The organism is Pseudomonas citri, from assembly GCF_025336485.1.
Classification (GTDB): Bacteria; Pseudomonadota; Gammaproteobacteria; order Pseudomonadales; family Pseudomonadaceae; genus Aquipseudomonas; species Aquipseudomonas citri.
In genome coordinates this window covers 96,650-111,210 of record NZ_JAODAB010000014.1, presented here as the reverse complement: position 1 = coordinate 111,210, position 14,561 = coordinate 96,650, and the positions used below count along the sequence as shown (strand labels likewise).

Here is a 14,561-nt window from a genome sequence, read left to right as displayed (position 1 = left end):
GTTTTAACAATGGCTGAACGTCTGAATAACGACTTCCAGTTCATCGATGTCGGGCGCAAGGATCCGAAGAAGAAACTGTTGCGTCAACGCAAGAAAGAGTTCGTGGAGATCTACGAGCCTTTCAAACCCCAGCAGTCGGCCGACCAGGCCCACCGCTGCCTGGGTTGTGGTAACCCGTATTGCGAATGGAAGTGCCCGGTGCACAACTTCATTCCCAACTGGTTGAAGCTGGTGGCCGAGGGCAACATCCTCCAGGCCGCCGAGCTGTCCCACCAGACCAACACCCTGCCGGAAGTCTGCGGCCGGGTGTGCCCGCAGGATCGCCTGTGCGAGGGCGCCTGCACCTTGAACGACGGTTTTGGCGCGGTGACCATCGGTTCGGTGGAGAAGTACATCACCGACACCGCGTTCGCCATGGGCTGGCGCCCGGACATGTCCAAGGTCAAGCCGACCGGCAAGCGCGTGGCGATCATCGGTGCCGGCCCGGCGGGCCTGGGCTGCGCCGACGTGCTGGTGCGCGGTGGCGTGACCCCGGTGGTGTTCGACAAGAATCCGGAAATCGGTGGCCTGCTGACCTTCGGCATCCCGGAGTTCAAGCTGGAAAAGACCGTGCTGAGCAATCGCCGCGAAGTCTTCACCGGCATGGGCATCGAGTTCCGCCTGAACACCGAAGTGGGCAAGGACGTGACCATGGAGCAACTGCTCGAAGAATACGATGCGGTATTCATGGGCATGGGCACCTACACCTACATGAAGGGCGGCTTTGCCGGTGAGGACTTGCCGGGTGTCTACGACGCCCTGGATTTCCTGATCGCCAACGTCAACCGCAACCTGGGCTTTGAAAAGTCGCCGGAAGATTTCGTCGACATGAAAGGCAAGAAGGTCGTGGTGCTCGGCGGTGGCGACACGGCGATGGACTGCAACCGCACCTCGATCCGCCAGGGCGCCAAGTCGGTGACCTGTGCCTACCGTCGTGACGAAGCCAACATGCCGGGCTCGCGCAAAGAGGTGAAGAACGCCAAGGAAGAAGGCGTGAAGTTCCTCTACAACCGCCAGCCGATCGCCATTGTCGGTGAAGACAAGGTCGAAGGCGTGAAGGTGGTCGAGACCCGTCTCGGCGAGCCGGACGCCCGTGGTCGCCGCAGTCCCGAGCCGATTCCCGGTTCCGAAGAGATCATCCCGGCCGACGCCGTGGTCATCGCCTTCGGTTTCCGCCCGAGCCCGGCACCGTGGTTCGAGCAGTTCAGCATCCAGACCGACAGCCAGGGCCGCGTCGTGGCTCCGGAAAAAGGCCAGTACAAGCACCAGACCAGCAACCCGAAGATCTTCGCCGGCGGCGACATGGTCCGTGGTTCCGACCTGGTGGTGACGGCGATCTTCGAAGGCCGCAATGCGGCTGAGGGGATTCTGGATTACCTGCAAGTCTGACCGAGCGACACAAAACCCTGTGGGAGCGAGCTTTTGTGGGAGCAAAGCTTGCTCGCGATCCAGGCGCCGCGGTACTCAAGAGACCGCGGTGTTCTCATCGCGGGCAAGCCTTGCTCCCACAAAAGCTGCTCCCACAGTTGTTTTGTGGCGTTGCTGGATATTATGCGGCACCGCGACAAATTGCCCCGATAGATAAAAGGCACGGCTCTTGCCGTGCCTTTTGCGTCGCGCTCTGAGAAAATGCCCGCACTTTTTTTCCGGATGCCGACATGACTGCCCTGAAGAACGATCGTTTCCTTCGCGCCCTGCTCAAGCAACCCGTAGACGTCACCCCGGTGTGGATGATGCGCCAGGCCGGCCGCTATCTGCCGGAGTACCGCGCCAGCCGCGCCAAGGCCGGTGATTTCATGAGCTTGTGCATGAACCCCCAGTTCGCCTGCGAAGTCACCCTGCAACCGTTGGACCGCTACCCGCAACTGGACGCGGCGATCCTGTTCTCCGACATCCTGACCATCCCCGACGCGATGGGCCAAGGCTTGTATTTCGAGACCGGCGAGGGCCCGCGCTTCAAGAAAGTCGTCAGCACCCTGGCCGATATCGAGGCGCTGCCGATTCCCGATCCGCAAAAGGACCTGGGTTACGTCATGGATGCGGTCAGCACCATTCGCCGTGAACTCAACGGTCGTGTGCCGCTGATCGGTTTCTCCGGCAGCCCCTGGACCCTGGCCACCTACATGGTCGAAGGTGGCTCGTCGAAAGACTTCCGCAAGACCAAGGCCATGCTGTACGACAACCCGCAGGCCATGCACCTGTTGCTGGACAAGCTGGCCCAGTCGGTTACCGCCTACCTCAACGGCCAGATCCTCGCCGGCGCACAAGCGGTGCAGATCTTCGATACCTGGGGCGGCAACCTGTCGGCGGCGGCGTACCAGGAGTTTTCCCTGGCCTACATGCGCAAGATCGTCAGCGGTTTGATTCGCGAACATGAAGGTCGCCAGGTCCCGGTAATCCTCTTCACCAAGAACGGCGGCCTGTGGCTGGAAAGCATCGCCGATGCCGGCGCCGACGCCCTGGGCCTGGATTGGACCTGCGACATCGGCAACGCCCGCGAGCGCGTCGGTCATAAAGTCGCCTTGCAGGGCAACATGGACCCGACCGTACTGTACGCCAAGCCTGAGGCCATCCGTGCCGAAGTCGCTCGGATCCTTGCCAGCTATGGCAGCGGCAGCGGCCACGTGTTCAACCTCGGCCATGGCATCACGCCGGAAGTCGACCCCGAGCACGCCGGTGCCTTCCTGCGGGCAGTGCACGAGTTGTCGGCGCAATACCACGTCTGATTGCAGACCTGTCACCCAGCCTGTCCGGACTTGCGCCGGACAGGCTTTTTAATGTCCGCGTATTAATACGTCCTGCATGAAACCAGGTAGTTGTACTTGTCTGGTATGTCTGTTTGTGTGTGTTTGACAGCTATTTCTCTTTGTAAGAGTTTTCTCTAATTGTGTAAGACAAATAGATTAGGAGATCTTTCCTTCTATGTTGGACGATTTGTCCTACATAGGGATCGTTAAACTTTCTATAAGGTTCCGGGCACTTGAAAGGTCAGGCGCTGTGCCGGTCTGGCAGGTCTTTCAAGAAGACGGTGATACGTCGTTCTAATTTGATGACTAGTCTGGAACTTATATGAAAAACAACTTCAACAAGCGTCGAGTGCTAACAGGGTGTGCATCGTCGTTAGTTCTGTTTTCGGCCATGATGGCTTCCCAGGGGGCACTGGCTCATGGTTTCGTCGAAGTACCGCCTTCTCGTGCACTGTTGTGCCAGAAAGGGGTCAACAAGAACTGCGGCGGCGCGCAATACGAGCCGCACAGTACCGGCGAGACCTTCAAGGGCTTCCCGAATGGAGCAGGTGGCGGGCCGCTGCAAGGCCCTATCGACGGCAAGATCGCCAGCGGTGGCAACGCCAACTTTTCCGCTCTTGATGCGCAATCGGCTTCGCGCTGGCACCTGACCGAAATCAGGGACCGCAACATTACCTTTCAATGGAAATACGACGCAGCGCACCGGACGAGCAAACACGAATATTTCATCACCCGCGACGGTTGGATGCCGAACGAGGAGCTCAAGCGCGCCTCATTCGACAGCACGCCGTTCTGTACGGTGGATGGCGGTCATCAAATTCCGGTAAGCGGTGCCCCGCACAACTGCGTCATTCCTGACAGTAAATCGGGTCATCACGTCATCTTGGCTGTCTGGACAGTGGGTGACACTGATAACGCCTTCTACAACCCGGTGGATGTGAACATTCTCGCCGAAGCCGCATTGCCAGGCGGCTGGTTGCCGGTAGGCAACATTACCCCATCGACTCCGTTGCTGGCGGGTGACAAGGTCAAGGCCCGGGCATTTTCCGCCACCGGCGAAAATGCTGAGTACAGCGTAGAAATCAGCATCGACAACGCTGAAGAAGGCAAGCCTGAGAATTGGTCGTTCAAGCTGGCCGAAGCTATCAACAAAGCCCATGCTCTGATTCGTGCCGGTATTCGTGATGAAGACGGCAATATCACGCCGGTCAAGGGCAGCAACAGGCTGTACGCCCAGAAAGAAAGCGGTGTGACCGGCTATCAAGTGCAATTGGACATGCAGGAAGACGCCAGCGCCAGCCTGGAAATTTCTTCCCTGCAACCGGAGTACGTCCTCGACAAGGGCCGGGTCAGCATGGCGTTCACCGCGCAGACCAACCGCCGGATGAACCTGGAAGCCACACTGTTCGATGAGAAGAACAAGCAGGTCGGTGCTGTCGGCCAGACCGTGGGAGAGGGCGGTACCGGCCTGAGCCTGGACGTGCGCAGTGCCCCAGGCGCTCACACCCTGACGTTGGTGGGGACCACCGAAGACGGGCGCACCACGCGCCAGCAAACCCAGGCCGTCACCCTGACCGGCGAAGGCGCGGGCATCGAGTACGACTTCGTGTTCCCGGAAGGCATCGCTGAATACACCGCCGGCACGAAAGTGCTGCAACCCAAGACCGACGAAGTGTTCGAGTGCAAGCCGTTCCCGGCGTCCGGCTACTGCAAACAGTACAGCCCGACGGCGAATGGTTTTGAGCCGGGTGTCGGTGCTGCGTGGCAAAGCGCCTGGGACAAGTTGTAAGTCCTGACAGGCACGGCTCCAGGTGATCCGCATGGGTTGCCTGGAGCCTTCAGACGAGGGGCGCGGTGATGCATGTTCTTTATTCCGGGCGACGGGTGCTGCTGCACTGGTTGTCTGCAGTCATTATTCTGTGGGCGTTGGCGTCAGGTTTCTATGTGACGTACTACCCGGTGTCGGCTTCGACCGAGCACTGGGTCGGGTCACTCAATGTATCGTTGACCACCCTGTTCATTCCGTTTTTTTCCTGGCGGGCCTGGTTGTTTGTCCGCGAGTTGGAACCCCGGGGAGCGGCGCGTGCATCGGGTAAGGGATTGGCGACGTCGGTGCACGCGCTGATCTACCTGAGCATTGGCGTCGTGCTGGTGACCGGTGTGCTGATGATGAAAAGTGCCATCAGCGTCTTCGGCCTCGTTCGGATCCCCCAGCCGCTGAGCGATCTGTCGCTGATCGAGCTGGCCAATACCATCCATACCCTGTCTTGCGCGGTGCTTTCGGCGCTGATTGCGCTGCACCTGTGCGCGGTAGTCTGGCATGAGCTTTCCGGTCGCAGGGTGGTACGCCGGATGTCTTTGGCGAAGCGCCCCCGCGTGATGCTCCGGTGAGCATGAAGGTGAGTTTGTCTTTTGGCACCACCCACCGTCTGGCGAAGGTGGCGTGGGTGCTCGTGCCGTTGCTGTACGGGGTGTTCCTGGTGGGGCAAGAGTGGCGCTTTCGCCAGCAGTTGGGCCTTGATGTGCCGGTGTTCGTTGCGCCGAAAGTGGCTCCGGTGCGCGATCTGCCCAACGTGCAAGCGGTGGCGACGGTGCTGGGCCTGACGCCTGAAGATGCCCACGCGCCGAGTGCCGAAGCGCTGACGTTGCTGGCCAGTTTCGTCGCCGGCCCGGGTTTGTCGCGGGCCTTGCTGGCGGACGCCGCCGGACCGCGCATGTATGCGATGGGTGAGCGCCTGCCAGGCGGCAGCGTGCTGCGGCGGGTCGAGGCCGACCACGTAATGTTATGGCGCAACGGACGTGAGGAGCGGCTGGCCCTGCAACAAGCGGCAAAGCCCTTGCTGCGTCGCCTGGACCCCGCCGACGAACCTCCGGCGGCGCCTCATTCCTCGCAATACCTACGCCCGGTGGCCGGGCAATCAGAGTGATCGAATTGATGAACAGCTTTATCCGGGGCGGTGTATCGAGTGCCTTGTTCTGCCTTGCCGTGTTTTCTCCGCTGACTCTTCCCGGCGTCCTGCGCGCCGAGGAGGCCCAATGGCAACTGGCGATGAACAATGCGGAACTGCGCGATGTGGTCGATGAGTTCTCGGCGATCCTGGGCAAGACCGTGGTGCTCGATCCCCGGGTGTCGGGGCGCATCACCGTCATGTCCCGCCAGGCGCTGGACCGCGAGGGCGTGCGTCGGTTGTTCTACTCGGTACTCGATGCCCATAACTTCACCGTGATCGACGAAGGCGAGCGGATCCTGATTACCCCGGTCGGCGAAGCCAAGACGCGCGCCGGTAGCGGCGACGCGAAAAGCGCCATGCCCTCGCAGTTCGTCACCCAGGTCATCGAACTGCACTCGAGCATTGCCGCCGATGTGGCCGGGTTGGTGCGACCGCTGGTGTCGGGCAACGGTTACGTGGGGCCCTCGGTATCGTCCAATGCCTTGGTGGTCACCGACACCGCCGCCAATGTCCGGCGCATCGGCACGGTGGTGCAGCAGCTGGACTCGGGACGCAATCGCAACCATGTGGTGCTGCCCTTGCGGCATGCCCGGGCCGGGGATATCGCGCCGATCATCGAGGCCTCCACCGGCAAGCGCGAAGGGGATACCGCGGGGCTGGCCATCGCTGACGAACGCAGCAACCGCCTGGTGATCATCGGCACGGCGGCAGTGCGCAAACGCCTAGCGGATCTGGCCCGGACCCTGGACGTCGCCCCCACCGCCGCCGAGGACAACGCGCGGGTCATCCGCTTGCGCCACAGCGATGCCAAGCAACTGGCCGAGGTGCTGGAAGCCGTCGGGCAGGACAAGAAAACCACACCGGCGCTCGCCGGCCTGCGGGAAAGCGCCACCGCCAGTCCGTTCATGGTCAAGGCCGATGAAAGCCAGAATGCCCTGGTGCTGATCGCCGAGCCGGCCCAGGTCCGCACCATTGAAAACATCATCCGCGAACTGGACCAGCCCCGGGCCCAGGTGCTCATTCACGCAGCCATCGTCGAAGTGACCGGGGATATCTCTGAAGCCTTGGGGGTGCAGTGGGGTGTCAACAGGGGCGACGCGGCAGGGGCTGTCAACTTTCCGGGAACCGACATTCCGATCATCGGGCTGGACCTCGATAAACTGGACAAGACCAAGGAAAGCGCCTTCCTGCGTCTGGGCGGCGACCGCTTCAGCGCGCTGGTCTCGGCGCTGGCGAGCGATGCCCACAGCAACCTGTTGTCCACCCCCAGCCTGCTGACCCTGGACAATCAGGAAGCGGAAATCATCGTCGGCCAGAACGTCCCGTTCAAGACCGGTTCCTACGCCACCAACAGCAACGGCGCGGAAAATCCGTTCACCACCGTGGAGCGCAAGGACGTCGGCATCAGCCTCAAGGTCAAGCCCTATATCAACGAAGGCTCGACGTTGCGTCTTGAGGTCCAGCAAGAGGTTTCGGACATCGCGCCATCGGTCTCCGGCATCGACTCCTCGGACCTGATCACCAACAAGCGCGCCTTGAAGAGCACGATCCTGGCGGACGATGGCGAGATCATCGTGATCGGCGGGTTGATCCGCGACAGTGTCCGCACCCAGCAAAGCGGTGTGCCTCTGCTGCGCAGTATTCCGTACCTGGGTGCGCTGTTTCGCTGGACCCGCGACACCCAGACCAAAAGCAACCTGATGGTGTTCCTGCGCCCGACCATCGTGCGCAGCAACGAAGACCTGGCCGAGGTCAGCCGCCAGCGCTACGACGCGCTGCGGGAGCTGAGCAAACCCGGCTCGCGGGAAAATAATTCGCTGTTGCTACCCCGGGATCCTCGCCAGTTGTTCGATGCGTCCACGGAGGCGCCGATGGCCGATCCACAACCGCGTTCGGGTGCCCTGTGACGGATCTCCAGGTCGCGCTGCCGTTTGGTTTCGCCAGGCGCTGGGGCGTGCTGCTGGACGGCGAGGGCGCGGGGTTGAGCCTGGTGATACGCCGCGATACGCCGCTGACCGCCGTGGCCGAAGTCCGGCGTTTGTGTGGGCGCGAGTTGCCGATCCTGGTTCTGGAGCCGGCGCCATTCGCCACGCGCCTGGCCAGTGCCTATCGCCAGGGTCAGCGCGCCGCCGAGCAGGTGGCCCAAGGGCTGGACGAAGAGCTGGACCTGCTCAGCCTGGTCGATCAAGTGCCGCAGACCACCGACCTGTTGGAACAGCAGGGCGATGCGCCGATCATCCGCCTGATCAATGCCCTGCTCAGCGAAGCGGTGCGTGAACACGCCTCCGACGTGCACCTGGAAACGTTCGAGCAGTACCTGTCGGTGCGGATACGCGTCGACGGCCAGTTGCAGGAAATATTGCGCCCGCGCCGGGAGCTGGCAACGCTGCTGGTGTCGCGGATCAAGGTCATGGCGCGCCTGGATATCGCCGAGAAGCGCGTGCCCCAGGACGGGCGAATGGTTTTGCGCCTGGCCGGCCATGAAGTCGATGTGCGGGTCTCCACGCTGCCTTCGGCCCATGGCGAACGCGTGGTGTTGCGCTTGCTCGATAAACAGGCCGGGCGTTTGGACCTGCATCGCCTGGGCCTGCCCGACGACACCCTTGCCGGCCTGCGGCAATTGCTCGGCAAGCCCCACGGCATCGTGTTGGTGACCGGTCCCACGGGTTCGGGCAAGACCACCAGCCTGTACGCGGCCTTGAGCAGCATCAACGACCAGAGTCGCAACATCCTCACCGTCGAAGACCCCATCGAATATCACCTGCCGGGCATCGGCCAGATGCCGGTCAACCCGAAAGTCGACATGACGTTCGCCCGTGGCTTGCGGGCCATTTTGCGCCAGGACCCGGACGTGGTGATGGTCGGCGAGATCCGCGATCGCGAAACCGCCGAAATCGCCGTCCAGGCGTCCCTGACCGGTCACCTGGTGCTCTCGACCCTGCACACCAACACCGCTGTCGGCGCGGTCATGCGATTGCTGGACATGGGCGTAGATGCTTATCTGCTGGCCTCGTCCCTGGCCGGCATCGTCGCCCAGCGTTTGTTGCGGGCCTTGTGTCCCGCTTGCAAGACGCCTTACGTGGCCGACGCCGCCCTCTGCCGGCGCCTGGGGCTTGCCGCCGACGCCGCGCCACAGCTGTTCAAGGCCCAGGGCTGCGAGCAGTGCCAGAAAGGTTATCGCGGGCGTTTCGGCATCTACGAACTGGTGAATGTCAACGCCACGGTTTCGCAGCTGATTCATCAGGGGGCCACCGAGCAGGCGCTGGCCCTCGAGGCACGCAAGTCCACCCGCAGCCTGTTCCAGGACGGTCGCCAACGGGTGCTGGAAGGCCTGACCAGCGTCGATGAACTGCTGCGCATCACCCAGGAGGATTAGCGCGATGCCGACCTTCGACTATCGGGCGGAAGATACCCAGGGCCGGCGCTGCAAGGGCCGCGTGGAAGCCGATAGCCCCCGGCATGCGCGCCAGTTGCTGCGTGAGCGGGGCTTGTTGCCCAGCGAATTGCACGATGCCGCAGAGCAGCGCACCGCTGGCACGCGGCATGCCGGAGGGCGGCTGAGCCCGGCTGACCTGGCGTTGCTGACGCTGCAGCTGTCCACGCTGGTCCAGGCCGGTCTACCCCTTGAGGAGTCGCTGGGGGCCGTGGCGCAACAGAGCCAGAAGCGGCGTGTCGCCCACCTGCTGTCGGCGGTGCGCGGTCGGGTGATGGAGGGCCACGCGTTGGCGACCACCCTGAGGACGTTTCCGCGGGCGTTCCCCGAACTGTTCTGCGCCACGGTGGCGGCCGGTGAACAATCCGGTCACCTGGGCCAGGTGCTGGAACAACTGGCGGCCTACACCCAGGCGCGCCAGGCCTCGCGCCAACGCATTCAACTGGCATTGGTGTATCCGCTGATCCTGATGTTCGCCTGCATCGCGATCGTTGCGTTCCTGCTCGGCTACGTGGTGCCGGATGTGGTGAAGATTTTCGTCGACAGCGGCCAGCCATTGCCCGCGCTGACCCAGGCGCTGATCGCCGTGAGCGACGGCTTGCGCCGCCATGGCTTGGGGCTGCTAGGCGTGTTGGCCGCGATGGTTGGCCTGTGGCGCTGGAGCCTGCGCCAATCGCTGTGGCGCCTGCGCTGGCATCGCCTGTTGCTGCGCCTGCCGATGTTGGGCGAGGTGTTGCGGGCAATGGAAGCCGCCCGTTTCGCCAGCACCTTGGCGATCCTCAGCAAGAGCGCCGTGCCGTTGGTGGAGGCTCTGCACATCGCCGCGCAGGTGATCGGCAACCTGACGATCCGCGCCCGCATGGCCGACGTCGCGCGTTCGGTCCGCGAGGGCGGGACCCTGACCCGTGGCCTGGAGCTGAGCGGTGATATCCCGCCGCTGATGCTGCACATGATCGCCAGCGGTGAACGGGTCGGCGAACTCGACCACATGCTGGCCCGCGCGGCCGAACAGCAGGAGGCCAGCCTGGCGGCGCGCATTGCCCTGGTGGTGAGCCTTTTCGAACCGGCCATGCTGGTGCTGATGGGCGGCGTCGTGCTGCTGATCGTCATGGCCATCCTGCTACCGATCCTGAGTCTCAACCAATTGGTGAATTGATCCATGAAGCTTCAACACAACCGACCTTTGCGTCGTCAACGCGGTTTTACCCTGATCGAAATCATGGTGGTGGTGGTCATCATCGGCGTCCTCGGTGCCATCGTGGTGCCGCAATTCATGAGCCGGCCCGATCAAGCCAAGACCACCGCCGCCCGGACCGACCTCCAGGCGATTGCCACGGCCCTGGAAATGTACCGCCTGGACAACTTCCACTACCCCTCGACCCAACAAGGCCTGGAAGCGTTGAGCAAGCGTCCTTCCGGTACGCCAGCCGCGAAAAACTGGAACCCCCAGGGGTATCTGAAGAGCCTGCCGGTCGACCCCTGGGGTACGCCCTATCAGTACCTCAACCCTGGCCTCAAGGCGCTCGATGGCGGTTACGACCTGTACTCGCTGGGCGCCGATGGGGTGTCGGGCGGTGACGGGTTTGCCGCCGACATTGGCAATTGGGCCGAGTGAACATGGGACGTGAAAGTCGCGGTTTCACCTTGCTCGAATTGATGGTCGTTATCGTGTTGATCGGGGTCGTGGCAGGCATGGTCAGCTTCGCCATCGGGCCGAGCCCGACGCGCGAGGCCCGCCAGCAAGCCCAGGACTTCAGCCGGCTGGTGCAGCAATTGCGCGAACGGGCGGTGCTGGACGGGCAGGAATACGGTGTGCGCGTGCAGCTTCGCGGCTATCAGGCATTACGGCTGCAAGCCCAGGGTTGGAGCGAGGTGGCGGCTGCGCATCGGTTGCCCGGCGATCTGACGCTTGGGCTGGAGCAGGACGGCTATGCCGTGAGGCTCGACGATGGGCCGGGCGCACCGCAATTGCTGATGCTCAGCAGCGATGAGATCAGCCCGTTCAGGCTATCCATCAAGGTCACCGGCCAGACAATTTCGCGGGTATCGAGCGATGGCATCACAGAGCCGCTGATCGATGGCTAATGCGCGTGACAGCCAGGGCTTTACCCTACTGGAAATCATGGTTGCCCTGGCGATTTTCGCCACGTTGGCGGCGGCCGTGCTGTCGGCCAGCCAGTTCGTGCTCAAGCAAAGCGCCGGCCTGGAGGACCGTCTGTTCGGTGCCTGGCTGGCGGACAACCAGTTGAGCGAACTGCGCCTGCAAACCGCCACGCCCGTCGGGCAACAGCGATTGACCCGGCACCTGGCCCAGCGGGACTGGACGCTGCAACAGCGTATCGCCCCGTCGCGCGATCCGCGCCTGCTCCAGGTGGAGATCCAGGTCGATCGGGCCGCCAGCGGCTCTGTCGCGCACCGTACCACCGGCTGGATTCGCAACCGTGATGAATAGACAGTCGGGCTTCACCTTGCTGGAACTGGTGATCGCCATCGCCATTTTTGCCTTGCTCGGCCTGGCCGGTTGGCGGCTGTTCGATGGGGTTGTCCGTACCCAGCAGGGAACCGCCCAACATGAGCGCGACCTCAGGGCTTTGCAGCGTGCCGTGGGGGTGATCGAGCGCGATGCCTGGCAGTCCGTGACCGGCACGGTCGTGCTCGCGCCGGCAGGGCTGCAACTGCAGCGCAGTCACTGGCGCAATCCATTGGACCAGCCCCGCAGCGAGCGTCAGACCGTGAGCTATCGGCTCGAAGGCGCCGCGTTGTGGCGTGACAGTCGCGGCGAAGGCACGGACACCGCGCAGCGACAGAAACTGCTCGACGACGTGCGCGGTTTGAACTGGCGACTGTTCGATCCGCAGCGGGGCTGGCGCAGCGAGACCGTGGGCGAGCCGCTGGCGCTGGAATTGACGCTGTCGACAGGGCGTTTCGAGCAGATCCGCCGCATGCTGCTGTTGCCTGGATCGTTGCCATGAACCGACAACGCGGCGTGGCGCTGATCAGTGTGCTGCTGGTGTTGAGCCTGGCGTTGTTGCTCACTGGCGGCATGTTGCGCAGTCATCGCCTGTTGGTGCAGGGCAGCGCGCAGCCATTGCAACAGCTCCAGTTGCGCCAACTGGGGCTGGCGGCTGAAGCCTGGGCGCAGCAGGTGCTCGAAGGCAGCGCAATCACCCCCTCCGGGCCCGTCGACCTGAGCCAGGACTGGGCGCGGCTCGAACCTGCATTCACGCTGGAAGACGCGGAAATCGATATTGATATCGAGGACTTGTCCGCGCGCTTGAACCTCACCCCGCTGCTGGCCCAGGGGCAAGTCGATCAGGTCACCCTCGGTCGGTGGAGCCGGTTGTTGGACTTGCTGGATCTGCCGGCGCTGTCGTTGCCCCAGGTCGGCCCGGTGCAGGAGTTGAGTCAATTGCGGCTGTTGCCCGGCATCGACGCACAGACACTGAGGCACCTGGAGCCTTGGGTGGTGTTGCTGCCCAAAGAGGCGCGGCTGAACGTCAACACCGCGCCGCGGTTGTTGCTGATGACTCTCGATGGCATGGAGGCCGGGCCGGCCGAGGCGCTTGTCAACCAGCGCCGTGCCAAGCCTTACGCCAGCGTCCAGGCGTTTACCAACGACGCCTTGGTGTCCGGCCTGGGCCTCAGTAGCCACGGGCTCGGTGTGAGCAGCCGCTGGTTTCGCATCACCGTGAGCGTGACGCGCGCCGGCAGCCGTCTACGGCTGGCCTCGGATGTCGAGCGCGACGCTGCCAGCGGTCGCTGGACTGTGCGCCAGCGCCGTTTTCTACCCTTCAGTCCCAGTGAGCTTCCTTGATGAAAACCTGGCTTTACCTGACCGTCGAAGGCCTTGGCAGCCCGGGCGCCAATTGGCCGTGTTGCGTGTGGTCGCCAACGGGCGAACGGCGTCGCCTGCCCCTGCACGAAGCGGCTCGCGAATTGCGCGGGCGCGACGTCGACGTGTTGTTGCCGATGGAAATGTGCAGTTGGTTGCGCAGCGATCCGTGGCCGTCCCGACGCCAGCCCCGGCCTCAGGCCCTGGCATTCGCCATCGAAGAGCAACTGAGCGAGGACGTCGAGGTGCTGCACATCGGCAGTGGTCGCCGGGACCGCCAGCAGTGTTATCCGCTGATGGTGACGGACCGGGCCCGGTTCCAGGCATTGCTGGCGCTACTGGCGGTCGAAGGTGTGGATGTCCGTGCGGTGTATGTCGATGCGGACCTGCTGCCCGGCGACGCGGCCTTTGGTGTGCGCTGGTTCGGTCGCTGGTTGCTGGGCGGCGCATTGCCGGCGCGGGCGGCGTTGTCTGCCCAGGCTTTGGCGGTGCTCAAGCCCGACTTGCCGGAAGACATGCACTGGCTGGACGAGGGGAGCGACTGCCCGGGTATCGATGAGTGGCTGCTGAACGGTGGCGGACATCCCATCGATTTGTTGCAGGGGGAGTTCCGCCGGCGCCGCCGTCGTCTGCCCTGGCGCGGCGTGGCGATGGTCGCACTGGGTGTGTCGCTGCTCGCTTGGGCGTTCAGCGAAGTCCGCGTCCGCTATCTGGACAGCGAAACCCGGCTCCTGTATGCCCAGAGCGAACAGCGCTTCAGGTCGCTGTACCCCGAGCAGACGCGGATCGTCGACCTGGCCGCGCAGTTCCAGGCGTTGCAGGGGCGTCGCGGCCAACCCCAGGACACCCAGGTCGTGCGCCTGGTTCGCCTGGCGGAGCAGGTCATTGGCGCCAGCAACGTCGAGGTACAGCGCATCGATTTTCGTGAAGACGAGGGTTGGAAAATCCAGCTGACGGCCAACAGCTTCGTTGAGCTCGAGCAACTGCGTGAGCGCGGGCAACAGAACGGCTTGCTCCTCACCTTGGGCAGTGCCAGCAAACAGAACAACCGGGTACAGGCGACCCTCACGCTGGAGGACAAGGGATGAACGTCAATGCATGGCTGAGCCTGAAGCAAGGCTGGGGGAGACGTTCACACCGTGAGCAACAGATGTTGCTGGGGATGGTCGGGCTGGTGTTGTCGGTGCTGGTCTACCTGTCGATCTGGCAACCCGCCCGGCACCGGCTGGAGGTCGCCGAACGGCAATATCGACAGCAGGCCGAGTTGAGTGTCCGGATCCGGCACGCCGAGCCCGCTCGCGCCTCAGTGGTTGTCGAGGGACCGCTGTCGGTGCGAGTCAATGACAGCGCCACGGCGGCAGGATTGGACATCGCGCAGATGGAGGTCGATGGCGATTCGTTGCGACTCGCCATCAGGGGGGATGCGGGTTCGTTGCTTCACTGGTTGGATCAGCAAGAGCGCGAGGGCGCAATGTTGCAGTCGCTGACTCTGGAGGTGGAGAACGGCGTGTTGGTCGCACGGATGGTTTTGCGGCAATGAGGTCTGACCAGGGGCATGG

General features: G+C 63.3%; 15 protein-coding genes. All 15 read left to right on the top strand.

Annotated elements, in window-relative coordinates; all coding sequences use genetic code 11:
• The first annotated feature begins 9 nt into the window (after positions 1-9).
• The 15 genes from N4Q37_RS16785 (at position 10) to N4Q37_RS16715 (ending at position 14,542) form a co-directional block, all read left to right on the top strand.
• Positions 10-1,428: an FAD-dependent oxidoreductase gene (locus tag N4Q37_RS16785; RefSeq protein WP_260959555.1), complete on the top strand. Its 1,419-nt coding sequence runs from the start codon at positions 10-12 to the stop codon at positions 1,426-1,428.
• Between the two features lie 269 nt (positions 1,429-1,697).
• On the top strand, positions 1,698-2,765 hold the full coding sequence (gene hemE / locus N4Q37_RS16780; protein WP_260959552.1) for a uroporphyrinogen decarboxylase: 1,068 nt from the start codon (positions 1,698-1,700) through the stop codon (positions 2,763-2,765).
• Between the two features lie 343 nt (positions 2,766-3,108).
• Complete coding sequence (gene gbpA, locus N4Q37_RS16775) at positions 3,109-4,575, top strand: N-acetylglucosamine-binding protein GbpA (RefSeq protein WP_260959550.1); 1,467 nt, start codon at positions 3,109-3,111, stop codon at positions 4,573-4,575.
• A 68-nt stretch (positions 4,576-4,643) separates the two neighbouring features.
• Positions 4,644-5,177: a cytochrome b gene (locus N4Q37_RS16770; RefSeq protein WP_260959699.1), complete on the top strand. Its 534-nt coding sequence runs from the start codon at positions 4,644-4,646 to the stop codon at positions 5,175-5,177.
• An 8-nt stretch (positions 5,178-5,185) separates the two neighbouring features.
• The gene (locus N4Q37_RS16765) at positions 5,186-5,713 is read left to right on the top strand and encodes a type II secretion system protein N (RefSeq protein ID WP_260959545.1); all 528 of its coding nucleotides are present in this window, start codon (positions 5,186-5,188) and stop codon (positions 5,711-5,713) included.
• An 8-nt stretch (positions 5,714-5,721) separates the two neighbouring features.
• Complete coding sequence (gspD, locus tag N4Q37_RS16760) at positions 5,722-7,644, top strand: type II secretion system secretin GspD (protein ID WP_260959543.1); 1,923 nt, start codon at positions 5,722-5,724, stop codon at positions 7,642-7,644.
• Positions 7,641-9,113, top strand: coding sequence for a type II secretion system ATPase GspE (gspE, locus tag N4Q37_RS16755; RefSeq protein ID WP_260959541.1), 1,473 nt, complete (start codon positions 7,641-7,643; stop codon positions 9,111-9,113). The genes gspD and gspE overlap by 4 nt, the downstream gene beginning before the upstream one ends.
• A 4-nt stretch (positions 9,114-9,117) precedes the next feature.
• Positions 9,118-10,326: a type II secretion system inner membrane protein GspF gene (gspF, locus tag N4Q37_RS16750; RefSeq protein WP_260959539.1), complete on the top strand. Its 1,209-nt coding sequence runs from the start codon at positions 9,118-9,120 to the stop codon at positions 10,324-10,326.
• A 3-nt stretch (positions 10,327-10,329) separates the two neighbouring features.
• Complete coding sequence (gene gspG / locus N4Q37_RS16745) at positions 10,330-10,785, top strand: type II secretion system major pseudopilin GspG (RefSeq protein ID WP_260959537.1); 456 nt, start codon at positions 10,330-10,332, stop codon at positions 10,783-10,785.
• Positions 10,786-10,787: 2 nt separating this feature from the next.
• Complete coding sequence (gene gspH, locus N4Q37_RS16740) at positions 10,788-11,255, top strand: type II secretion system minor pseudopilin GspH (protein WP_260959536.1); 468 nt, start codon at positions 10,788-10,790, stop codon at positions 11,253-11,255.
• Entirely contained in the window at positions 11,248-11,622 is a 375-nt protein-coding gene (gene gspI / locus N4Q37_RS16735; RefSeq protein WP_260959534.1) for a type II secretion system minor pseudopilin GspI, read from the top strand. The genes gspH and gspI overlap by 8 nt, the downstream gene beginning before the upstream one ends.
• Positions 11,615-12,142 carry a type II secretion system protein GspJ gene (locus N4Q37_RS16730; protein ID WP_260959524.1) on the top strand — a complete coding sequence of 176 codons (528 nt, stop codon included), beginning with the start codon at positions 11,615-11,617 and terminating at the stop codon, positions 12,140-12,142. The genes gspI and N4Q37_RS16730 overlap by 8 nt, the downstream gene beginning before the upstream one ends.
• On the top strand, positions 12,139-12,984 hold the full coding sequence (locus N4Q37_RS16725) for a type II secretion system protein GspK (protein ID WP_260959522.1): 846 nt from the start codon (positions 12,139-12,141) through the stop codon (positions 12,982-12,984). The genes N4Q37_RS16730 and N4Q37_RS16725 overlap by 4 nt, the downstream gene beginning before the upstream one ends.
• A complete protein-coding gene (gspL, locus tag N4Q37_RS16720) occupies positions 12,984-14,090 on the top strand; it encodes a type II secretion system protein GspL (RefSeq protein WP_260959520.1) in 1,107 nt (368 codons plus the stop codon). Before N4Q37_RS16725 ends, gspL begins: the two co-directional genes overlap by 1 nt.
• Positions 14,087-14,542: a type II secretion system protein M gene (locus N4Q37_RS16715; RefSeq protein ID WP_260959519.1), complete on the top strand. Its 456-nt coding sequence runs from the start codon at positions 14,087-14,089 to the stop codon at positions 14,540-14,542. Before gspL ends, N4Q37_RS16715 begins: the two co-directional genes overlap by 4 nt.
• Positions 14,543-14,561 lie beyond the last annotated feature (19 nt).